The 22,355-nt window shown below is 55.8% G+C and carries 22 protein-coding genes; 8 read left to right on the top strand and 14 right to left on the bottom strand.

Annotated elements, in window-relative coordinates:
* Nucleotides 1–15: 15 nt before the first annotated feature.
* Nucleotides 16–708 carry a pseudouridine synthase gene (locus ARC85_RS14280; protein ID WP_011786350.1) on the top strand — a complete coding sequence of 231 codons (693 nt, stop codon included), beginning with the start codon at nucleotides 16–18 and terminating at the stop codon, nucleotides 706–708.
* A gap of 15 nt (nucleotides 709–723) precedes the next feature.
* Here the strand turns inward: ARC85_RS14280 and efpL are convergent, their stop codons facing one another.
* The gene (efpL, locus tag ARC85_RS14275; protein ID WP_011786351.1) at nucleotides 724–1,290 is read right to left on the bottom strand and encodes an elongation factor P-like protein EfpL; all 567 of its coding nucleotides are present in this window, start codon (nucleotides 1,288–1,290) and stop codon (nucleotides 724–726) included.
* Nucleotides 1,291–1,363: 73 nt separating this feature from the next.
* Nucleotides 1,364–1,861, bottom strand: a complete 498-nt coding sequence (locus ARC85_RS14270) for an acyl-CoA thioesterase (RefSeq protein WP_011786352.1) — start codon at nucleotides 1,859–1,861, stop codon at nucleotides 1,364–1,366.
* 203 nt (nucleotides 1,862–2,064) lie between these two features.
* Here ARC85_RS14270 and ARC85_RS14265 point away from each other — a divergent pair, with 203 nt between their 5' ends.
* Entirely contained in the window at nucleotides 2,065–3,930 is a 1,866-nt protein-coding gene (locus tag ARC85_RS14265; RefSeq protein WP_199452392.1) for an alkaline phosphatase D family protein, read from the top strand.
* Nucleotides 3,931–3,968: 38 nt separating this feature from the next.
* Here the strand turns inward: ARC85_RS14265 and ARC85_RS14260 are convergent, their stop codons facing one another.
* The 3 genes from ARC85_RS14260 to ARC85_RS14250 all read right to left on the bottom strand — a co-directional run bounded on the left by ARC85_RS14260 (nucleotide 3,969) and on the right by ARC85_RS14250 (nucleotide 7,745).
* A complete protein-coding gene (locus tag ARC85_RS14260; RefSeq protein WP_219193720.1) occupies nucleotides 3,969–4,667 on the bottom strand; it encodes a crotonase/enoyl-CoA hydratase family protein in 699 nt (232 codons plus the stop codon).
* 96 nt (nucleotides 4,668–4,763) lie between these two features.
* Nucleotides 4,764–7,343: a DUF2339 domain-containing protein gene (locus ARC85_RS14255; protein WP_286715214.1), complete on the bottom strand. Its 2,580-nt coding sequence runs from the start codon at nucleotides 7,341–7,343 to the stop codon at nucleotides 4,764–4,766.
* 27 nt (nucleotides 7,344–7,370) lie between these two features.
* On the bottom strand, nucleotides 7,371–7,745 hold the full coding sequence (locus tag ARC85_RS14250; RefSeq protein WP_153740975.1) for a hypothetical protein: 375 nt from the start codon (nucleotides 7,743–7,745) through the stop codon (nucleotides 7,371–7,373).
* A 122-nt stretch (nucleotides 7,746–7,867) separates the two neighbouring features.
* Here ARC85_RS14250 and ARC85_RS14245 point away from each other — a divergent pair, with 122 nt between their 5' ends.
* Nucleotides 7,868–8,611 carry a substrate-binding periplasmic protein gene (locus ARC85_RS14245; RefSeq protein WP_286715212.1) on the top strand — a complete coding sequence of 248 codons (744 nt, stop codon included), beginning with the start codon at nucleotides 7,868–7,870 and terminating at the stop codon, nucleotides 8,609–8,611.
* Nucleotides 8,612–8,668: 57 nt separating this feature from the next.
* On the opposite strand, the gene ARC85_RS14240 is transcribed toward ARC85_RS14245, so the two are convergent.
* The 3 genes from ARC85_RS14240 to ARC85_RS14230 form a co-directional block, all read right to left on the bottom strand.
* A complete protein-coding gene (locus tag ARC85_RS14240) occupies nucleotides 8,669–10,810 on the bottom strand; it encodes a methyl-accepting chemotaxis protein (protein ID WP_153740973.1) in 2,142 nt (713 codons plus the stop codon).
* Nucleotides 10,811–11,031: 221 nt separating this feature from the next.
* Complete coding sequence (locus ARC85_RS14235) at nucleotides 11,032–11,886, bottom strand: hypothetical protein (RefSeq protein ID WP_222534482.1); 855 nt, start codon at nucleotides 11,884–11,886, stop codon at nucleotides 11,032–11,034.
* A gap of 63 nt (nucleotides 11,887–11,949) precedes the next feature.
* Nucleotides 11,950–12,627 carry an NAD(P)H-binding protein gene (locus tag ARC85_RS14230; RefSeq protein WP_286715211.1) on the bottom strand — a complete coding sequence of 226 codons (678 nt, stop codon included), beginning with the start codon at nucleotides 12,625–12,627 and terminating at the stop codon, nucleotides 11,950–11,952.
* 97 nt (nucleotides 12,628–12,724) lie between these two features.
* On the opposite strand from ARC85_RS14230, the gene arfB reads away from it, so the two are divergent.
* On the top strand, nucleotides 12,725–13,138 hold the full coding sequence (gene arfB, locus ARC85_RS14225; protein ID WP_022991515.1) for an alternative ribosome rescue aminoacyl-tRNA hydrolase ArfB: 414 nt from the start codon (nucleotides 12,725–12,727) through the stop codon (nucleotides 13,136–13,138).
* Here the strand turns inward: arfB and ARC85_RS14220 are convergent.
* The gene (locus ARC85_RS14220) at nucleotides 13,135–14,691 is read right to left on the bottom strand and encodes a BCCT family transporter (RefSeq protein WP_153740970.1); all 1,557 of its coding nucleotides are present in this window, start codon (nucleotides 14,689–14,691) and stop codon (nucleotides 13,135–13,137) included. The genes arfB and ARC85_RS14220 overlap by 4 nt on opposite strands.
* Before the next feature lie 321 nt (nucleotides 14,692–15,012).
* On the opposite strand from ARC85_RS14220, the gene ARC85_RS14215 reads away from it, so the two are divergent.
* Nucleotides 15,013–15,600, top strand: a complete 588-nt coding sequence (locus tag ARC85_RS14215) for a sterol desaturase family protein (RefSeq protein ID WP_153740969.1) — start codon at nucleotides 15,013–15,015, stop codon at nucleotides 15,598–15,600.
* A 181-nt stretch (nucleotides 15,601–15,781) separates the two neighbouring features.
* Here the strand turns inward: ARC85_RS14215 and ARC85_RS14210 are convergent, their stop codons facing one another.
* Nucleotides 15,782–16,678 (bottom strand): hypothetical protein, encoded by an 897-nt coding sequence (locus ARC85_RS14210; protein WP_153740968.1) that lies wholly within the window; start codon nucleotides 16,676–16,678, stop codon nucleotides 15,782–15,784.
* Nucleotides 16,679–16,979: 301 nt separating this feature from the next.
* Between ARC85_RS14210 and ARC85_RS14205 the strand changes: the two genes are divergently transcribed.
* Complete coding sequence (locus ARC85_RS14205; RefSeq protein ID WP_226538144.1) at nucleotides 16,980–17,153, top strand: hypothetical protein; 174 nt, start codon at nucleotides 16,980–16,982, stop codon at nucleotides 17,151–17,153.
* Between the two features lie 347 nt (nucleotides 17,154–17,500).
* Nucleotides 17,501–18,283: a type 2 periplasmic-binding domain-containing protein gene (locus tag ARC85_RS14200; protein ID WP_011786681.1), complete on the top strand. Its 783-nt coding sequence runs from the start codon at nucleotides 17,501–17,503 to the stop codon at nucleotides 18,281–18,283.
* A gap of 198 nt (nucleotides 18,284–18,481) precedes the next feature.
* Here the strand turns inward: ARC85_RS14200 and ARC85_RS14195 are convergent, their stop codons facing one another.
* From ARC85_RS14195 to tnpA, 4 genes are read right to left on the bottom strand one after another with little or no spacing between them, the layout of a single operon-like run.
* Entirely contained in the window at nucleotides 18,482–18,751 is a 270-nt protein-coding gene (locus ARC85_RS14195; RefSeq protein ID WP_286715210.1) for a hypothetical protein, read from the bottom strand.
* Entirely contained in the window at nucleotides 18,741–20,393 is a 1,653-nt protein-coding gene (gene tnpC, locus ARC85_RS14190) for an IS66 family transposase (protein ID WP_286715208.1), read from the bottom strand. Before tnpC ends, ARC85_RS14195 begins: the two co-directional genes overlap by 11 nt.
* 28 nt (nucleotides 20,394–20,421) lie before the next feature.
* Nucleotides 20,422–20,766, bottom strand: coding sequence for an IS66 family insertion sequence element accessory protein TnpB (gene tnpB / locus ARC85_RS14185; RefSeq protein ID WP_016915087.1), 345 nt, complete (start codon nucleotides 20,764–20,766; stop codon nucleotides 20,422–20,424).
* Nucleotides 20,763–21,053, bottom strand: a complete 291-nt coding sequence (gene tnpA, locus ARC85_RS14180; protein WP_286715205.1) for an IS66 family insertion sequence element accessory protein TnpA — start codon at nucleotides 21,051–21,053, stop codon at nucleotides 20,763–20,765. Before tnpA ends, tnpB begins: the two co-directional genes overlap by 4 nt.
* Before the next feature lie 486 nt (nucleotides 21,054–21,539).
* On the opposite strand from tnpA, the gene ARC85_RS14175 reads away from it, so the two are divergent.
* Entirely contained in the window at nucleotides 21,540–22,007 is a 468-nt protein-coding gene (locus ARC85_RS14175; protein WP_011786679.1) for a hypothetical protein, read from the top strand.
* The last annotated feature ends 348 nt before the right edge of the window (nucleotides 22,008–22,355 follow it).

Genomic DNA, 22,355 nt, shown 5'->3' with positions numbered 1-22,355 from the left:
TTTGTCGGGCACAACATGAAGCTCTTACGGATACTCACCAATCAGAACGGTATTAGCCGCCGACAGGCCAAGGCCCTGCTCGCCGCCGGCCGTGTTCATGTTGATGGCGAGCGCTGCCATGATCCGGACCTTGACATCCCGCGGTTTCGTGAAGTGTGCGTTGACCAGCGAATCATCCAGAGCGCGGCCCCTTCGTATTACCTGATGCTGAATAAACCATCGGGCTATCTGAGCGCCACCCGGGATGACCAGCATCCCACCGTTATGGAACTGATTGACCCATTGCTTCGGCCGCATGTGCACATCGCAGGGCGACTGGACAGGGCAAGCACCGGACTATTGATCCTCACCAGTGACGGGGTCTGGAGCCGACGGCTGACCGAACCGGCGGTTAAAATCCCCAAGGTATACCGGGTAACCACGGCTTACGCCATCTCACCGGAGACAGAGGATCGGTTCAGGGAAGGCATCTGGTTCGAGTACGAACAACTCAGAACCTCGCCCGCGTCGCTGGAGCCATTAGGAGAGCGGGAAGTGCGGCTGACGATCTACGAGGGTCGCTATCATCAGGTAAAACGCATGTTTCACGCCGTGGGCAACCGGGTGACCTCATTGCACAGGGAAAGCATGGGCGGGCTGACTGTGGATGGGCTAGAGCCTGGCAGCTACCGCCATCTCAGCGCACAAGAGGTCAGCTCAATCGGCTGACCTCTTGCCATATCATCAGGCGCGGCTGAGGAATTTGCGCTCTTCCACGTTCACGCGAATTCGGTCACCCGTGGAAATGTGCTCAGGAACCTGTACCACCAGGCCTGTGGTCAGGCGGGCGGGTTTGGTTCTGGCGGTTGCCGAGCCACCCTTGATGGACGGGTCGGTTTCCTCAATGGTCAGTTCCACCGTCGGCGGCAGGTCAATGGCCACCGGGTTTTCGCTGACCAGAATCACCATTACCCCTTGGGTGTCCTCAGTAATGAACAGCAACTCATCCTCAATGGCACTGCGGTTGAGCATGTACTGAGTAAAGTCTTCGGTATCCATGAACACATACTCATCACCATCAGCGTAGGAGAAGGTCGCTTCCCGGCGCACCAGGTCGGCCAGATTGAGCATGTCCGAGTCCTTGAAGGTCTCATCCAGTTTCTGGTTGGTGACCACATCGTACATGCGCATCCGGTAAAGGCTGCCTCCGGCACGGCCCTGGGGCACGGAGCGCTCGATATCCTTCACGAAATAGACGCGGCCTTCGTATTCAACCGCCTGATTCTTTTTGATTTCACTTGCTTTAGGCATGACATCCGGTTCCAGAATAGTTAGTCATCACGGGCGCTGGTATACCACGACTGGCGGTAATATGCGATAGCCCTCAGCCACTCGCCTTCGACAATTCATCCCGGGTGCGCAAACGCCCCTCACGGCGTATCTGTGCCTTGGCATAACGGCGCTTCTGGTCCTCGGTTTCCGGGATTACCTGGGGCACATCCACCGGCTTGCCGTGTTCATCCAGTGCCACAAAGGTAAAGAAGGCAGACAGAATATGGCGAGTCTCGCCGGTATAGCTGTTCTCGGCCTCCACTTTCGCACCGATCTCCATGGAGGAGCCCCAACTACGGTTCAACGACAGATTGAACAACAAGGTGTCATTGCCTTTGGCGGGAGCGCGAAAATGAATGGAATCCACCGCCGCCGTCACACAGACATGGGCCGAGTGCCGCTCCGCGACCACCAGTGCCAAGCGGTCACACTTCGCCATGATCATGCCCCCGAACACCGTATTGTGGGAGTTCATGTCGTTGGGGAACACTTTATACACATGCTTTTCAATAGCTGAAGCAGAAACAGCTTTTGCAGGTTTATCGGTCATGAAATGGTCATTCCTTTGTGTGTTTACCCACACTTTCTGTGGATAACTTTGTTAGCAAGGCAAGGACATGCGATCACAGGCGGCATAAACACTGCGTTTGCGATCCCTGCGGTTAATTTGATCAGATATACTGCACGTTTTAATGACAACAACAAAGCGGGCATTACCCCCGAAAGGATTCACATACCGGAAAGGAGTTTCCCATGATCATCTGCGGCCCTATCGTACGCCACTCCAATCGCACCGTGCTCAACCTATGGCTGGTATTAGACCAGCGTCCCGAGAGCATTCAACTGAATACCTATCTGGATGATGCCAGAGCATCACCAGTTACCAGAGACTGCGACGCCGAGTTCATACCAGCAGGCGATAACTGCTATATCTGCATGCTGTCGACGGACCTTCCCCTCGACAACGCCGAGCCTTATCACCAAACCAATGAGCTCTTCTATGAAATAGTACTGGATGGCGAGCCCTTTGGAGACAGCCAGCTGCTGGCGACACTTTGCCCTGGCACGGACAAGCTGCCCAGTGTTTACCTGCCCCGGGAACATCGGCATTTCATTCAGGCCTCCTGCCGGCGCCCTCACTCCCCGGGACAAGACAAAAAGCCGGACCAACTCGCCCGGGGCGCCCGTTTGCTGGCGGAGAATCTTCGCAAGGAGAGCCGGCCAAGCCAGCTGTTTCTGACCGGCGACCAGATCTACGCCGACGATGTGTCACCCTTGCTGCTGGATTATCTGGGCAAGCTGCAGAAACACCTTGGACTGGCCGATGATCTGAAAAACCTGCCGGCGGGCAAAGACCTGCACCGGCTGTCGAAACTGGATGACCGTCACTGGGTAACCCGAAGCCCCTACGGATTCAGCTCCAGCGCCAAAAGCTCCCACCTGCTGACCCGGGCCGAATACCTGAGCATGTACCTGTTTGCCTTCTCAGGCGCCGGACACCAGTTCGGCCTCGACTTCCAGGGCCATGACGAACTCAAGCCACGGCTTGCCAAACAGCCTGCCAATACCCGGGATGGCCGGAACCCGCCGGTGCAATATGTCTACACGGAGAGACAACACGCAGAAGACCACCGTAATCTGTCTGGCTTTGCAAATCTGGCCCGCTCGGAGGTCCGCCAACTGCTCGCCAACACGGTGACCTACATGATCTTTGATGACCATGAAGTCACCGACGACTGGAACATCTCGAAACAGAACGCCCGGCAACTGAGCACCACGCCCATTGGCCGGTACGTGCTGATCAACGCTCTGCAGACTTACTTCCTCTGCCAGCACTGGGGCAATCAGCCCTCTCTGGTGAAGTCCGAAGTGGCAAAACTCAAAACGCTTCTCGAACAGGATACGCCAGCCGACCACAAAGAATGGGACTGGTTGCTTGAGCGGTACTGGGGCTACGAACTGGAACAGACACCGCCGGTGGCGGTGCTGGATACCCGCACGCACCGGGAATTCAGCAAGCGAGGCAAACACTCCCTTGGCCTGATGTCTGATCAGCAGATCCAGCAACTGGGCCAGCGACTCTCCGGGTTTCATCAGTGTCGCACGCTGATTGTGGTCTCACCGACCCCCACCTACGGGTTCAGTCATATCGAATACCTGCAGCTGAATTTTCCCATGTTCAAACGCACTCTGGATCGGGAACCTTGGAGTGCGGACACGGCATCGCTCGAGGCTCTGAAATCATCCTGCTGTCAGTTACCCGGTGTTGAGCATGTGGTGGTTTTCTCTGGCGACGTACACTACGCCTTTGCCCGAAGACGTCAAACCAGCCAGGGGCCCGTTCTCTGGCAGATCTGCAGCAGCGCCTGCAACAACGTACCCATGGGTGAGAATATCGGCTTGAGGGCCATCAACAGGATCGGAGAGTTACTGGGCAAAAACCAGGAAAGCTACCTGCTGCCGGAAGACAGCGACTTCTTCCTGACCAGTGACCGCAATATCGGCACCTTGATGCTTGACGATCAGGGCTGCCCGGTCCAGGCGGGATTGCTGTGTGCGGGAGAAAACGGCAGTTACCAGAAGCGCTACGATCTGGTGAACTACCGGGAAACCAACTGAAGCGACAGGAGCCACCAGACAGGTGGCCCCGGCAGGGATCAGCCCAGTACGTCGAAGTGGGCTGCATCCTGCTCAATGCACCAGTCCAGCTTCTCCAGATAAGCGGCCTTGGTTTTGAGCTTGGTTTGCTTGTGGGCGCGCATGTTCAGTTGCTTCATTTGCGTTGCCACCGCTGTGGCGCGCTCCGCCAACTGTTCCGGCGCCACAATTTCATCCAGGAAGCCGGCCGCAATAGCCGTTTCCGGGTTAAAGATCTCAGCGTTTACCACCGAGCGGTAGAAGTAAGGGGCCGGCATACGATGGCGCGCAATCTCAATGCCCGCATGGTGCATGGTCATACCAATGGCCACTTCATTCAGGCCCAGCTTGAAGCCACCCTCTACCCCGATTCGATAATCCACTGAAAGCAGAACGAACGCGCCCTTGGCGATGGCGTGGCCACTGCAGGCGGCAATAACCGGCAGCGGGAATGCAGCCAGACGACGGGTAAACGTAGAGCCCACCTTAACCAGCGCCATGGCCTCTTTCGGGCCTTTCTGCATTTCCTTGAGATCATAGCCGCCGGAAAACATCCCCGGCTGGCCCGTGAGAATGACAATGGCCTTATCCTGCTCTGCCTGGTCCAGCGCGGCATTCAGCGCGTCAAATACCTCATGGCTCAGAGCATTAGCCTTGCCATTGTTCACGGTAATGGTGGCAATGCCGTCGTTCAGTTCGTAAGTTACGAGTTCTGTCACCTGGATTTCCTCATCTACTGCCAGAATTAAGTGAGTGTTTGTTAACTGTATAGCGAACACCGGTCATGGGCAACGCCAAAATCCCGATCAACGGTCTCAGGATTCTGACGCCTTCCCGGAGCCAGAGGTTCGCCGGTACATCCACGCCAGGCCAAGCAGCGCCAGCCCCAGCCCCATAAAGGCAGCAACCCGCCACAGTCCCTGCAGCCCGGCCATATCCACCAGAAAGATCTTGCCGATGACCAGACCAAGCAGAATCATTCCTGCCTTGTGCAGCAGTTCGCTCTGGTTACGTGTGGACCAAAGGATCGCGGCAATCGAGTAGAGCATACCAATCACCGAGTAGGTATAGAGCTCGCCCTCCCCCATTCCACTGGACAGAGTCATCGCACTGCCCTGCCACAGATGCCGGATTTCGAGCAAAGTGAACACCCCGAAAGCCACTGCAGCCGTACAAAGAGACCAGCGAACGGGCACAAGATCGGAGTATCGAGCGCTGGCCAGAGCCAGAAGGACCGGCGCGCCATACGCCAGCAACAGCAGATTGAATACCGGAGTACTGCCAATAGTGCCGTCGGTCCACCAGGGGTTGTGCACCACGGCAACAACGAGATAACTCAGAACAGCGATCACCGTCAGTGCCCTCGCCAGCAACCGGTAAAGCCACCCCAGCGTTCCCGCGACCCTGGACCGGAAAACGTAGACGATGCTCAAAGCGCCCCAGAGCACGGTATTGATTGACGCCTCGGTGACGCCATATTGCCGCGCAAAAATATCACCATTGTATAGCCAGTAACGAAGCTCCACGCCCAGGAACAGAACCAGCAGATGCAAGGTGACAGCTTCCAGCCAGGGCCGAATGGCCTCCTTTCTGGCCAGCCAGGTAGCAGCGCCAGCAAACAGCGTGGCCCCTCCGTAGGTCCAAAGGGACCAATGCCCACCCGCATCGTAGCTCTGCAACCATGGATTGAAGGTCAGTCTCGCCACCACAATGGCCAGTAAAACCTTGAGAATCAGGAACAGCTCGGGCGCCTGGTATCGGCGTCCAAGCCAGACCAGGCTGACGAACTGAGTGGCCAGCGCCAATGTCATTGACGCTTCCTGCAACCACATGGCAACCGCCATGGAATAGCACGCGTGGGCAGCCAGTATCGCCCAGACCAGGCCAACGCGATAACCTTGCGAGTGCTCCAAGCGCCAGGCAACGACACCATAGACCGCCGCCGCCAGGAGCGCGACCAACGCCCAGTTGCCTGCAGCCTGCCCGCCCTGAACAAGCAACCACCCCAGTAACAGCCAGATAACGGGCGCCAGCATCGCCAGCGACGCCCACCGCCTCAGCTCCAGCTGCGTCCGCCACTGCCAGAGGACGCTCAATACCACCAGCACAGAGGCAAGAATCAGATAGGTGATGAAGGGCTGCTGGAAACTCTGTCCCAACGGCCTGAACAGAACGTCCTGACTCAGATCGGCAGAATAGACAAGCCAGCCGGCAAACGTGGCCAACACCGCGGCCCAGGGCAAAAACCACAGTCGCTGTCGGCTTTGGGGCAACAATACGGCGACCGGTAGCATCCATAGCCACGCCAGAAAAGCGGGATCATCCGTCGATTGCCAGGCAATAGACGCTCCCCAGGCCAACAGTGTTGCCAGCAAGGCGTCTCTTCGACGCTGCAGGGGAAGCAGGCCATCTCCGGGCAAGACCGAAAACAACAGGAAAAGCACGGGAAGATAACAGGACACCGCCAGGCCGTGGCGTCCACTAACGGCAACCAGAAGCCACCAGAGTCCGGCGCCGGCCAGGGTGCCAAACCAAAGCCAGGGACGGTAGACATACTGCATCAACAGCAGGGAGCTGACGGTGATCACAACGCTGTAACTCAGCACAAAGACGGCACTTCCGCCTTCGCCCCCGACCAGCAGCGGCACCAGATAGGCACCCGATAGCCCCATAATGGCCAGTAATGGGCCATGCACAAGCGCCAGAAACATGGTCGCGACGGAAACCAGTGCCAGCGCGAAAAGCGCCGGTACGGGCCCGATCAATCCATAATGATGAACGCCCGCCAACAAGGCTGCATAGAGTGTGACACTGCCACCGCCGGTCAGTGCTGCAAAGACCTGATCCGAACCCATGTGACGCCGACGAAGATATTCCGCGCCTGCATGCAGCCCCAACCCGGTCAGCAACGCCATCAGCAACTGATGCACTGGTCCGATAAGTCCGGCGGAAATCGAATGGCTCACCATAAAGATCCCGGCAAGACTGACACTCAGCGCGCCAATCCAGACCATCCAGTTGGCTTTGAATGCCGCCACGCCACGGGATACCAGAGCATCCGACCGATTCACGGGAACGGCAATTGCTGTGTCTTCCGCGACCGGCTCCCGAGATGTCTCTGCGTCTGTCGTTTCTGCCACCGAACTTGCTGGCTCCCGCACGTACCCGACATCCGCCGGCACATCCGGGGTGGCCGGCGTCACCGGATCCGGCAGAGAAACCCCGGTATCGCGAAGCCTGGAAACCTCTGCCCGGAGGTCGGCGACTTCCAGAGCCAGATCCTCGACCCGGGAGGCGTGACGGTCTCTTTGCCGGAACGCCAGAAAGCCCAGAAGTGAGCCCACAGGCACCAGCAGCACGCCAGCTCCGATAACGAGAAAGAGTAATGCTTCCAATGGACGTTTCCTTGTCTTGTCGTTACTTCAGGGTTGCACCACCCCGGATTGAGGCACCAGGCAATTGATCATGGTAATCGACAGATCCCGGAATACCGCTTCCGACATCACGTTATCCGGAAACTGGCCGACCATCGTTCGCCGGCAGGATGAGGATCGACTGTTTGCTCGCTGCACACAATCGTTGAATGTCTCCCCGCTATCCCGTCCCGTCGCCTCGCTGCAAAAAACGGGAACCCGGCTGACCACAAAATCAAGTACCTCCCCCCGGCTTGCAGGGCTGGTCGCCAGGTTACTGAAACGCTCTGCACTGGCCGGAGCCGGGGTTCCCCTGGTCTGGTCCCACAATACGTAGAGCAATGCGGCAGAAACCAGCGTTACTGTGACAACGGGCATCTTCATTACAAATCCTTAAAACAGAGTGGCGCGCCATTGTAAAGAAGAACAATCCGAGCTGCCTCATTGAACACCGGTTGAATACCATAGTGAACTCCCAAATTCTGAACCGAAAAAGGAGCATCCTCATGAAAGGGAAACTCGGACTTCTTGCTGCCATGCTCGTTCTGGCCGGCTGTGCCACCGCTTCCGAGCAACTGCGCGTTTACACCGAACAATATCCTCCTTATAACATGACCACCAGCGGTCAGCCCTTTGCCCATTCAGAATCCGAAATCACCGGCCTCTGCACCGATGTACTCAAAGCTGTTCTTGAGAATGCCAAGGTCGACTACAGCATCAAACTGCGTGACCTCAGCTATGGCATGAACCGCGCCCAACGGCACGAAGACCACGGTATCTACTGCGTATCCAAGACAGACGAACGGGAGCCCTTCTTTGAATGGGTGGGACCACTCTCCAGCATCAAGTGGACCCTGTTTGCCAAGCCCGGCTCCAGCATCAAACTGGACAATCTTGAGGATGCCCGTGACTACCGTATTGGTGGCTACAAAGGCGATGTGATGACGGGATACCTGGAAGACAAAGGATTCGACGTTTCCGCCATCACCAACAATGGACTGAATGCCAAGCGGCTGGAACAGGATCAGATCGATCTATGGGTGGCCGATGGCCTGGCTGGCCCCTACCTGGCCGCCGATGCCTCCGACGTGACCGGCCTTGAGGCAGTTCTGGTTTTCCGCGAAACCCCGATGTATCTGGCCATTAACAAGGACTCTGATCCCGACTTGATCAAAGCCCTGAATTTAGCTTACCAGGCCATGCAGGAAAGCGGTGAGATAGACACCATTTCGCGTTCTTACGGGCTCTGATCGCCAAGTGGCTTTTGCCGGCCCCGCCAGCTCTCAGGCTAACGCGGGGCCAGCAGCTTACGCATTGCTCACCTGAAACTGACCGGTGAGGTTTTTCAGCTTGTTTGCCGAAACGTGCGTCATTTCCGAACTCGCCGTCAAACCCGCGATCACCGTCGTCATGAAGCTTACGCTGTCAGCAACGCCACTGGTCTGTGAACTCTGAACAGCGTTGGTTTCCGCGATGCCCGAGATCGCCCGGAAGAGCTTGTCGACCATGTGATGCAGCTCTGCGTTGTCATCCGACGCCGCCCGGGCCTGAGCCAGACGGGCCTCCATCTCTGCCATGCCTTCTTCCATTGTGGTTACGGCGCGCTGAGTTTCTTCCCGCACCCGATACAGACGCTCATCAATTTCCGTCGTGGCCTGGGCTGTCCGACTGGCCAGTTGCCGGACCTCATCGGCGACGACTGCAAATCCCCGCCCTGCCTCACCAGCCCGAGCCGCTTCTATGGCTGCATTGAGCGCTAGAAGATTGGTCTGGGCAGCAATGTCGTTAATCATTTCAGCCGCCTTGCCGATCTCGTCCGTGCGTTCACTCGCGGCGCGAATACCCTCGGCCGAACGCACGATAACGTCGCGAATGCTCTCGGTTTCACGGCTGACACGGGCAAACTGATCTTTGGCACGAGCCACCACATCTTCCATGCTAACTCGCATTTCCTGCGCTGTGGTCGAGGCATTTTCGATTTCGTTCTGCTGCAGATCAGCGCCCTTCAGCATCTGCTCTATGTCGTGTACCACCTGCTGAATCTTTTCATCCGCCTGGCGGTTCTGACCCACAAGGTGTTCACTGGCGGAGCGGGATTCACCCGCAAGACTGATGACCTGCCCCACCATGCCGTCGAGGGTATCCAGAAAGCTGTTCATCCAGCGCGCGAGATCCCCGCTCTCATCCCGCTTGGTCTTGCCGACATCGAGACGCTGGCGCAGATTCCCGCCTCCTTCGGCAATGTTCCGTATGACATCCGCGAGTGATGACAGGCTATCTGCCAATGGCTTGGCGGAACTTGCCCGGAAGATGACAAGCCCCAGGAGCGCAACCATCGCGTTCACGGAGGCTTCCAGCCACAGAGGAGCACCGCTTGCCGAAACCGCTACGTTGGCTGCCCAGATAAGCGCCATAAGGACCCCGAGCCGCGCCGTCAGTCGATAGCTGACCGAACGTTTCCGATACACCTCCTCCAGGTCGCCTTCACACATCATGCCCCAACGATCAGGAGACCCGGGTAACTGGAAGGTCACGCCCTTGCCAATCACCGGTATATGGCGATAGTCGGAATAGCCGGGGTACTTAACGTAGAGGTTTTCACCACGGGCCATGGTTTCCCGTACCCCCGGGTGCAACTGCCCCGTAGCCGGGTCGGTAAAACGTATTTCGAATTCGGTGTGTTCCCGAATCCGTACTGTACCGAAGCCCGTACGGATTCCGTCTTTGAGGTTGTCGCCGTGACTGAAGGTAGCGTCTTCAAACCGCGAGCGCGACAGGGCAACTCCCGGTCTGATCGATGGATCAAACTGACTGTCGATCATGAAAATGTAGTTGTCGCCAGACTCTTCAAAAATGTGCCCGGCCTCGCGCTGAATCAGGTCACTCATGACATCGTTCGGAACCCGGGCACAGACTGCCGCTGCCTGATTGCCAGCAAGAGCGACCGGCTGGTAGAACATCAGCGTGACATCGTCATGAAATCTGGAAGTTGTGGCACCAAGCTGCAAGGTGACCGGGTCACTGTAGGGCCCGTGGAGGAACCGCTCTCTCACCCCTCGTTGCACGGCCGCGGGCATGAGGCCTGCGGCTCCGTTTCTGCCGGTCACCGTCGAGGCGACAACAGAGCCATCTTCTTTCACAACGAAAAGCTCGGAAATTTCCCGGAGGCGCGTAACGGCCGAATCCAGTACCTCTGAAATGCTATCGTGTTCGCTACCCTCAAGTCGTGCCGCAAGCCCCTCAAGGAAGGCCCACTTGCCATTTGCCCAGTTAATCAGCGCTTCGCGACGGGTTTTCGCGATGCTCTCGAATATCTCTTCATTCGTTGCATATTGCTGGCGGTTCAAAAAACAGGACCATCCCATCCGCAACTTACCTGTGGCCCCAAACCAGGGCAACCAACCCCGCTCATCGGATGAAAGGTTCATGGAATCACTGCGTAAAGTCATAGCGCGCCTTCCTCAATCGGTACTGCATGCCTGCACTACAACGAGGTGGTGCAAACATACCTGCTTTCAGAAGGAAGCTAAGCAAAGAGCGGGCCTGAACCGGCGGACCGGTCAAAACCTGAAGGGAAGTAGCAACTGCCGGATTCAAACGATGAGAGAGGCGCACCATCGGGGTGCGCCATCAAAAATATGCACTAAAGAAGGGCGAGGCGCCTCTGGGCTCAGCGGGTCTTCAGATTCTCCAGAAACTCAGCCATTTCTGCTTGCATGTCGACAACACGTTGCCGCCATTCCGCCTTGTAGGCCGCAAACTCTTCGCTCAATTCGCCCAATTGCAGCTGGGCTTCGGCGGCGGTCGCGGTGCTCTCCGCAAGCGTCTTCAAGTTGATTTCAGACAACTGCTCCCGCTGGTCTTCAAGCCTGATTACCGTTTCGTTCAAGGTACGTCTGTCCTGCGGCGTTGCAGATGGGGTAGATTTAAGCGCTTCCCGCAGGGATTCAGACAGCGCTTCCAGATGCTGGCTCAGCTGGTCACCGTACTCTTCAGCCAACGCCGACATATCTTCATTCATACTCTGGGCCTGTTGCTGCAACTCCCGCCCCAGCCTCTCAAGCTCTACCGCCATCTCATCGGATTGATTTGCCCAGCGACTCTTGAGATCTTCACCCAGTTTTTCCAGCTGCCCAACAAGACTTCCCCAAACTGGGCCCTGTTTCAGGGCATCGCCGGTGCGATAATAATCCACCAGCCAGTCGTCACCTTTACGTACCAGATAGGTTAAGGACTCCGTGGCTTCGTTCCGGCCCTCCAGACCACTCAGGGTGGTGGTTACCCGGGCCAGATTGTCATCAATGACCACACGCCCCCACTCAATGCTCACGTTCTGCCATTGCTGTTCAAAACCATCGAATGCCGCTTCATCGACCAGGGTTGAATAATCTGCGGCCGCTTCAGCATCCTCTTCAAGTACAGCTTGCCAAAATGCTTCCGATACTTCCTGGGGCGATTCCGGGCGACTGCAACCTGTCGCCATGAGTACGGAAAACACCAGAAAAGGAAAAAGTACATATTTCATTAATCAACCTCATCGATCGCCCGGGAACAGTGACCCGGATTTTACATCAGGTGAAGGACAGCATTAGCGACGATTGCCCATCGTTAAGATATCGTCGTACTCCCACACTCTCACCACTGCACCGCCCGAAGTGATTCCGCTAATGGTCTCGAGCTCGTTGACCATGGCCGACGCTACGGCTTCCGCTTCAATCGCCCGATATTTTCTCAGTGGCCCGATCAACGCCCGATTCGCAACCGGCATGACGGCCACACCAAGAGCCTCGGCCGTTCGAGCCTCCTTGCGCTGCCCCAGCAACAGGCTCGGGTGGTAGATCGCAAGATAAGGAAATTTCAGCGCCCGGACATTGTTCTCAAGCTCTCCTTTGACTCGATTGTAGAAAACCGGGGATTGCGACGATGCTCCGATGGCCGACATCAGAATCAATGCTCGAGCACCGGCGTTACGGGCCATCTGAGCTGCCTTCAATGCATAGTCATGATCGACCTTGCGAAAGGCTTCTCTGGAGCCTGCCTTTTTCAGGGTTGTTCCAAGGCAACAGATCAGGACATCCACCTGGAAAGCGTCAGGCTGAGCCTCCATCGCATCAAAATCCATGAAGCGCTGCTCCAGTTTCGGATTTTCCACGACCATCGGCCGGCGAACCGGAGCGATCACAGTCGATATCTCCGGCTGCTCGAGGAGTTTCTCCACCACCATGCCTCCGGTCAGGCCGGTAGCGCCTAAAACCATCACCTTCATTCGGTGTCTCCCTGTGTTCATCGCTTCTGATTGGTTGCCGGATTGCGTAGGATGATACTCGTAAACACCCGAATCCGAGCTCTCAACACGTGCCACTATGCTGAAATTATCCAATGCCGTCGAACTGGCAGACTGGGAAATCCAGATTACGCAGATACGATCCCAGGGGGCAGGCGGCCAGAATGTGAACAAGGTTGCCTCTGCCGTACACCTACGGTTCGACGTCCTGCATTCCACCCTGCCGCCGTTTTACAAAGAACGTTTGATGGCTTTGTCCGACCAGCGCATCAGTAAAGACGGCGTGATTGTGATCAAAGGGCAGTCTTTCCGCACGTTTGAGCAGAACAAAGAGGACGCGCTGAACCGACTCAAGACTCTCATTCAGGAGGCAGTAAAACCGCAAAAAGCCCGCCGGCCAACGCGGCCGACGAAATCCTCCCAACGGCGGCGTGTGGATAACAAAACCCGCCGTGGAGAGATCAAATCCCTGAGGGGAAAAGTAAAAACCTAAGCCAGCCCCTGCTCTTTCGCCAGGGCTGCTGCGGCCCGGGGACCGGTCCACAGAGAAGGGAGAATAATCAACGACACCGGAATGGCTGTGATCACAATGAACTGTTGCAACACCCCAATCTGACCGGCCCCCATATAGAGAAGAATCGCGGCCATCAGTGCCATGGCGCCACCCCAGAAAACGCGAATCCAGGGTTGCGGCTCGTCATGGCCGGCCCCCACCATCGCAATGGAGTAGCTCATCGAATCTCCGGTTGTCGCCACAAAGATGGTGGTCAGCAACAGGATTGCGGCCGCCATCCAGGTGCCTCCCGGCAGTGCCTGCGCAACCGTCAATGTGGCGACGTCAAACCGGAAATTGTTCAAAGCGTCGGTCAAATCAAACGTGCCGGACAGCTGATGGTATATGCCAGAGCCACCCAGCAACGTGAACCAGATGGTCGTGGCGATGGGTGCCAGTATGGCGACTGCCATGATGGTTTCACGGATGGTTCTACCCCGTGAGATTCTCGATACAAACACTGCCATCAAGGGGGTATAGCCAATAAACCAGGCAAAGAAAAACACCGTCCACCACTTCATCCACCAATCGGGCGCCGTCTGTGCTGTCATGGTCGCCATGGAAAAAAACGAGCCCAGATATTCGCCCATGGATTGCAGGTAGACATCCGTAAGGAATAGCGTGGGGCCAAACACAAAAATAACGCCGGCAATAACCAGCGCCAGGATGACGTTGAAACGACTGAGCAGCTGGATACCCCGATGCAGCCCGGTCATTGCGGATGTCATGTATACCCCTGCCAGCACAGCCAGAACCATGAGCTGAGTACCGTAGCCATCGGAGACACCGAACAGCTCATGCAATCCAAAGCTCATTTGTGTCGCCAGAAAGCCGATCGGGCCCACGGTGCCGGCAACCACTGCGATCACGCAGGCAGCATCCACCACTCCACCCAGGCGCCCGCTGACAACACGCTCGCCTAGCACGGGATAAAGCAGCGTCCGTGGCTGCAGTGGCTGCCCTTGTGAGTAGTGCGCGCGCGAGAGCACGATGGCCGTTAGTGAGCCAAGCACAGCCCAGGCTAGAAACCCCCAGTGCATAAATGACTGGGCAAGCGCAGGTGCAACGGCGGCAGGGGACGCTGCCTCGGTGTCGAACGCCGGCGGGGTGACCACAAAATGATAGACCGGCTCACCTGCTGCGAAGAAGACTCCGCCACCGGCCAGCAACGTACACATGATCATCGATAGCCAGCGGAACCGGCCAATCTCCGGCTCATCCAGCCCTCCAATCCTGGCCCGACCGGCACCGCTTACGCCCGTGGCAACCGCCACAAAAAACGTGAGCAGCAGGAACAGCTGGAAAAAAGAACCAAGATATTTTGCGGTCCACGAAAAACCGTGACCAATCAGGTCAGCCACGTAATCGGCATCGACAACAGAAGCACCAACAAACAGCAGAATAAAGCCAATGGTCAGAACCAGCACAACGGGATCACTGTCGCTCCAGACGCTCTCGCTTGCCTTGGGTTTAGGGATAGTCTCGGCGGTCATTGGGAATGGGTCCTTGGGGCAAAAAGGGCGCGACACTACCGGAACTCTTAAGCGATTGCACCCAACTACGGGGAATTACGAACCTGCACAGCTGCGGATCACTCAGCGGTTTGCCCACAGAATCTGTGGATAACTCTGTGCGAAGTCTCAGGACAGGTTCGCCCGACCCTCGTCATCCCTGGGGCGCCCAATGTTGGAGGCAATTTGATCAGGTTGTCCGATTCCGCCAACGGGGCCTGACAAGCTGACGCAAATGAGCTCAGAAATTCAAGGCGGCTATGGCACGATGAAAACTCAGCCACGCTCTGAAAGAGGTGATTCATGATTGGCTTTCCGGTCGCCCTGATTTTTGCCAACGGCGTTGAATGGTATGCCCATAAATACATCCTCCACGGGACCCCACGGCCGGGAAAACCCAGATACAGCCCGGTACCGAAGTCCATGAAAAGCCACTGGCAGCATCACAAGATCGTGCGCACCACGGATTACCGCGACGAAGGCTATGAAGAAGGGTTTTCCAACTGGCGCACCCGGAACGAAGTCACCTCCCTGCTTGCGCTCACTGCGGTTACCTCTCTGGCGCTACCGGTAGCCCCGTTTTTTACACTGGGCACCTACTACGCGGCTGGCCGGTACTTCTATGTGCACCGGCGCTCTCACCTGGAACCCGAGTGGGGAAAGAAGGCCATTCCCTGGCATTACGATCACCATATGAACACCAATCAGGACGCCAACTGGTGCGTCACCCGTCCCTGGTTCGACTACATCATGGGGACCCGTATCAAAGCAAATCCGGAGCTTGCCGAGTCCAACCCTTTGGGTATCAACCTGCCCTCGATCATCGAGAACCCCATGAACCGGTTTTTGAACAAGTGTTTTCCACAGCTAGGGATGAACCAACAGGGCTGATTGGTTTTGCCCACAGAATCTGTGGATAACGTTGTTGGCAACGACAGGATAGGCAGTGCAAAGCGTGCAGTGGCAGGCCCTGGCGGAAAGCGCAGGTAAAATGATCAATCTGAACAGATGCGCGCTTCGCCAGGTTGGGTGGGTGTTGGCACACCCACCAATAGCTTGTTTTTGGGTCGCTTCAGGCGGGAACAGTGGCTTCGATAGCGTTGCCTGCTTCGGTATCACCTTTGCCCAAAAGAATATCCCGGAACGAAAGATAATACGCGCCCGCGAGAACCGCCCCCCAGACAAATGACACGACAATTGTAATCACCGTCATGCCAATAACCGATGCGGTTGAAGCACCAATTGCGAACGTGGGGAACAGTACCAGTTGAGTAACAACCATCGCGTTTACAGCAAAGAAAAGCAGTACAAACAAGTTCTTGAAGCACGCGCGCAGGCTGTTACGAACAGCCTCTAAAGCCCCCTGTCTGGCAACCACAATCAACGGGATTGCATAGAAGAACAACGCACCGAACAGAACCAGCGCGCCAAGCACTGCAATGAACATGAGCAGAATCGCAGCAATACCTGCTGAGGGCCCGAAGCCATCATCCATGAAACCACCCATGCCATAGCGGCTAACAGATGAAAACGAAAAATCGGCAATACTTGCGATCACGTAGCCAATAACGGACAGTACAATGCCGACGACAATCATCATCACTACCATCAGGAAAGTATGAAGTATCGTGTGCCCGCTGAAGCCGGAAAACACCTGGGTAAACCGGGGAGTCCCCTCGGCTGCGCTGTGGAACAGAGCCACCATACCGGCGTTGAGTAGCAGCGTTACGAAAATGCTGACAATCACCAGCACCACGGTGCCAAAGACACTGCCACCGGAAATCATCTCCATCGCACCATATTGAATCAGCGCCGGAACAAGAAACACCAGCAGATAGGCAGGCAGAATCACGCCCCAGTTACTGCGCAGCAGTCGCACCGCCGCCGAAATCCAGTTCAGTGGTGGGCCGGCCGGAACTTTTCTCGGGATAACAGGGGTGTCGTAAGAAGTATCGGTTGGGGTGCTCACAGCAGGAAGTCCTTAATGTGTTTTCCAGGAATGTCGACCATGTAGATGGCCCGTCCAAGGGGGCGGACGTTAACAAAACCTGCCGTTTAGCAATGCCCAATATTGTCCTGCTTCCTTGTAGGACATTGACCATTGAACCAATAAGCTGGATCACCGTCCCGCAGACCGAAACAGCACATAGTTTGCAATCAAAGCCAACAATGCCCCGAGAATGGCAGGCAAAGTCCAAGAAAAGCCACTGGCAGCATCACAAGATCTTGCGCACCAAGGATTACCGCGACGAAGTCTATGAGGAACCCGAGTGGGAAAGAAGGCCATTCCCTGGCATTACAATCACCATATGAACACCAATTGGGACGCCAACTGGTGCGTCACCCGTCCCTGGTTCGACTACATCATGGGGACCCGCATTAAAGCGAACCCGGACCTCGCGGAATGCAACCCTCTCGGAGTGAAGTTACCCACCTTTGTCTAACAACCGTTGAACCGTCTATTTCATCGTCTTTTTGCGTAGTGCAATCATAAATTGTCCGAACCTAAACAAAAGCGAACATTCGAAACAGGGCTTTCTTCCAGAGTCTCTACGCTAAACACGGCTGACACTTTGTGGACACGTTGGGGCCGGCGATTTGCGGAACGAATCGATAAGAACCGTGACCAGCCAGGTATTCATCAGTGTGGTAAACAAGGCGAGCGCGTCACTGTCACAGAGCTGAAACACTAATGTAGTAATATCGTGATTCTGAAAATGGAATTAGCGGTAACCTTGAGTTTAGGTGCAGGGAAGTAGTTGTAGTTTCTCGATAATCACGTGGCATCTAAATGAAATGGTTACTTCTGGCGTTCGCTATTGGCACTTTGGCCACTCAGGCCAATGCAGCATCAGAGCCAGAGCCACTTCTCGTACTAGCTCCCTACCTCCCGGCAACATCAGAACAGGGGCCGGCTGGGCGCGATATCGAGATATTCGCTGCAGTCATGGATCGATGTGACATAGATGTTCACTTTCATTTCTACCCCTTCAAACGGCACCTCCGGAATTTCACTCATGAGGGGCTGGGCGATGCGGTAATGACCGTGCCTCCCGATATGGACACGCCAGGTTTTGAAAGCACTCCCTACGTGTATTATCAGAATGGCGCCGCCGTTTTGGAGTCCACGAACATCAAGCCTTACCATCTTCGCTATTTAAAAGGGCTGCGTGTTGTTTCCTTTGCCGGTGCGTCCCAATTGCTGGGTATTGAATCTCACATTGAGTCTTTTGCCTCATATTCCGAGTTTGCAGACCAGCGCATCCACTCGCGAATGCTCTTTCTGAATCGCGTGGATGTGGTGCTTGCGGATGGTCTTATCTTTGCGGAGATTAACCACCGTTTGCGCGCGGACCGAACCTATGCGGATAAGGCTGATTTGCACCAGAAAGTGATGTTCATTCCGATTTTTGCCCCGACGCCCTATAGAGCCTCGTTTCGTAAAAAAGAACACCGTGATGCATTCAATGCGTGCTTCAGTGAGCTTGAAGCAGAAGGCGTTGTCCGAGCAATCAACGTACGACACATTGAAAAATATCGGGATACGGTCGGCTACGGTTATCTGGGCTACTAGGCAACCGAATGCAGGCTATTTCAGATCAATTTTTAAGACCAAAATCAACTTGAGACACATCAAAATAGCCGACTAAATTGAGCATAGAATAAACAGCCAGATAAGTGCTGTCCCTTACCCAGTAAAGAGGTGCCCCATGAGTTCCGATTGGATTGAAACCACCTTGTCTGTAAGCGTTCATTCCAAGACGTAGTTGACCTACTTCACGTCACGAAGCGGGCGCAACAACTCTGGCGAGACCTTGTACTGCTTCCCGCCATCCTCACCCAGCACGATCACACTCTTGCGGTTGATTTTGGTGACGATCCCCAACACCGGTCCTTCCCGGCCCTCGAAGGTCACTTTCATTCCCACTCGCAGTTGACTGAGGGCTTGCAGGGTTTCCTTCTCTTGCAGTTCATCAATGCGCTGGCAGATATACTGGTTCAGCTCCAGCAACTGGTCGATGCTCATGTCATCAATGCGCATGAACGGTGGCCTCCGGCTGTTTGCTCTGGCGGTCAGGGTGGCGTGGGTTGATCAGCGCACGTAACGGGTTGTCGGCGAACCGGGTTTTCCAGAGTCGGGGCGTCAGGTCGCTGACTTCACGGGCCGGGTGCTGGCTGATGCGTTGCAATACGTCCACCAGATACATGTACGGGGTAATATCGTGTAGCTTGCAGGTGCTGATCAGGCTCTGGATGATACCCAGGTGTTCAGCACCCAGTTCGGTCCAGCAAAACATCCAGTTTTTCTTGCCCATTGGAATGGGCCGCAGGGCCCGTTCCAGGTGGTTGGTATCGGGTTGTACGTCCGGATCTTCCAGGAACACCGTCAGGCTCGTTTCCCGGCCGAGCACGTAATTCAGGTCTTTGGTTAACGGTTCACTGGGTAACAGGCCGCCTTGCCCCAACTGATCCCGGCACCATTGGAAGAAGCCGCTGACGACCGGCTTCGCATGGTCCAGCCGGTATTGACGCTTCTTCTCGCCGGTGAGCTCCTTTTCCTTAATGGTATCTTCAATCTGGTACAGCTTCGCGATCTGTTGCAGGGCTTCGGTGGCCTTCTCAGGATGATCCTTTTGGGCCTCAACGAAGCAACGGCGACTATGCACCCAGCATTGAGCATGAGTAATGCCTTTCTGGGCCGCGGCATAGCGGGCATATGCGGCATAACCATCGCTGATCAGAGTGCCACTGAATTGGTCGTTCAGAACCTGCTCGATGTGCAGTCGGCCCCGACTGTTCGAGTAGGTAAACACCACTTCGTCGTCATCACCGTATAGGGGCCAGAACCAGCCTGTTTTCATCTTGCCTTTCTGCGGGCCCGCCCGGCCCTGGTGGCCCGCCTTGATGGGCGTTTCATCCATGGCCAGCACCCGGCTGCGCAGCACGTTGTCGGTCTGGGCGTCCACAATGGGCCGAAGCAGGTCGATGGCACGCTTCACCAGGTTGGTCAGGGTGCTGCGGCTGAGGGTAATACCTGCTTGTTGAATGCGCTGGTGCTGGCGATACAGCGGCAGGTGGAACTGGAATTTGTCCACCAGCAACCCGGCCAGCAGGCTGACATCGGCCAGGCTGTTGTCCAGCACGTTGAACGGGGCCGGTGTGGTGATGGGCTTATCACTGCCTTTACGCCGGAACACAGGGCGCTCACACTTGAGCACCACATAGCTGGAGGCGCGCTGGGCCAGGCGATAAGTCGTTTTAGTACCAATGATGTCGTACTGGTCGGCGTCCGGCCCGGTCAGTTCCGGGGGCAATTGCTCAATGACTTCCACCGGCACATCCGCCGTAAAGCGCAGGCCGGTGTCGTTCAGACAATCGTCGTCCCGCTGCTTCTTGCCGGTGCCGCGCTGATAGGCCTTAATGGTGCGCTTCTCTTCCTCGGCAGGCTTCTCCGGCAGCGGTGCTTCACCGGAGGTGAACAGGCTATCCTGTTCTGGGATATCATAAACCTGCTTCTCGGATTTAGGGCCGAACAGCTGCTTCTTGAACCAGTCCAACTGGAGTTTCAACTGCCGAATGGCTTCCGCCTGAGCATCCAACTGCTCGCGCTGCAACGCATTCTCCTCGGCCAGGGCCGAGTAGGAAGGTGCGTTGGACTGGGATGTGGAAGCCATTGAATTCATGGCCGATATTATACCGAAAGTCCGCCCTCTATACCCCTCGAAAACGCTTGAACTGGCGGTATTTCTGCACTTCGATGCCATCGATCAGCAGTTGCAGGTCTGTCAGGGTCAGAGCCCTCTGACCGGAGGCGGATAACGGCACCCGGAACTGTCCCTGCTCCAGGCGCTTGGCCCACAGGCAATACCCGGTGGCGGTAAAGTACAACATCTTCATCTGGGTCTTGCGGCGATTGACGAAGACAAAATACTGGCCGCTGAGCGGATCGTGCTTCAACTGATTCCGGACCAGGGCACTCAGGCCCCGGAACGATTTGCGCATGTCGGTAGGCTCGGTGCACAACCAGATCCTGGCCTGGCTATCGAGCCCGATCATCCGTTCTGGCTCAGCCGCAGTTCGACGCCGTTGCCCAGGCTGAGCACAATGTTCCAGCCAGGGCCGGAGGATGGCGACGCGCCCATCAGTGAGGACAGGTCCAGGAAACCGGCTTCGCCGGAATCCGAAGCCGCACTGGCTGGCTGATTCAACAGGCGCTTGCGCCAGTTGCAGAAACTGGCGTAGCCGATATTCTCCTGCTTACAAAACTGCGGAGCGGACAGGCCACTGTCATGCTGCTGGTCAACCAGGGCTTGCCACTGTTCCGGGGTGCGGTGCTTTCTCATGGGAGTAACCTCTTGTTGGAAAATGTGAGGTTACTGTAGGGACAAATTCACCGGGGTGGCAGAACGTCGTGGAATGAACGCTTACCCTTGTCTCTCAAAAAAGACCAGACACTCTGGGAGGTCGAGCCTGAAGTCGATGAATCGCGCCAGATAGACCCTAGTAAAACGTCCTACGAAATGTGCACAGAGAACGGCGAGGTTGTTGGCTTTATCAAAACCTGGGAAGAATCGGATGGTTATGCTGGCTATGTCCATTTCGACTCTGCGGGGAACGTCATTGACTGGAAGGTCATGAGGGAAAGGCGCAAGGTCTCTTAGGGAACGTAGCCTGAAATTCGTTTGTAACGTTAGAACCCTATAGTGAGGGTTCCTGAAGTACGATAAGTACCAGGTGCTCTCGCATTGCCGGGGGTTCAACCCCGGCGTTTTTTCTCCCCCAAGGTCTGTTCAAAAGGACGTTGACAGTCCCGATCTGAGGTTAATGAAATGAACCCCAGAGAGGACCACTACCGAGCCCTATTGGCGTTTCACAGATCTACGTTCGTAGGCCCATGGATTAGGCCGCACATTGAACTGGAAGATAGCCAGTGTTCCCTGTCCGTCCGTCTCAACGCCTTTTCCTGCTCTCCATTGGGCACAGTGAAAGAGTCCATCATTTTCCAGCTACTCTATGATGCGTCGTTTTTGGCAGCGGGTACTCTTGAGACGACCCTTCTGGTTCAGTGCGACAAGTTTGAATTCTTCCCATTCCAGAACCTGACAGAAAGCCGTGTTACGGCTCAGGCGCGGCTTGTTTATTCATCCCTGAAGCAGTGGACCATTGAATCGGCGTTGAAGGACGAATGGCAAAATGACATTGCCTGGGGTCGAGGCCAGTTCTCAAGATCATCCGTTTTGCTTGAAACCATTGGTCCCTACAACAATGAGCTTCTCAAGCAGAAACAGGATTGGTGAATGAACCCTGTTCTCCTGAAATGAAATTGAAACAGCTGAAGGTTACGATTGTCGGCCAATCAGGATTAGGATCATGATTGTTTGCCGAGTCCCTGTCCCGGGGCTCGGTTTTTTTATCCCCGTCACGCCACCGCAACATCACCTTGCTTTAATTCTGTCATCGCCTAGATGAGGCGGAACGCAATCCGCGTGTACTGCTCAGGATGAGCCCTCTGTTGCTTTGTAAGCGCCGTTAAATCGACCCACTTGCCCTAATCGTATTGAGCCACTTTTTTCAAAGCCGGCAACTCGGCATTCCAGGGCAGCAAGGCTTCAAGCTTCTCCAGTGTATCGGCCCCAGCAATGCGC

This window comes from Marinobacter sp. tcs-11, assembly GCF_002049515.1.
In the GTDB taxonomy this organism is placed as follows: domain Bacteria; phylum Pseudomonadota; class Gammaproteobacteria; order Pseudomonadales; family Oleiphilaceae; genus Marinobacter; species Marinobacter nauticus.
Note: the sequence above shows the minus strand (reverse complement) of the source record. Positions and strands in the feature narration are given on the sequence as shown.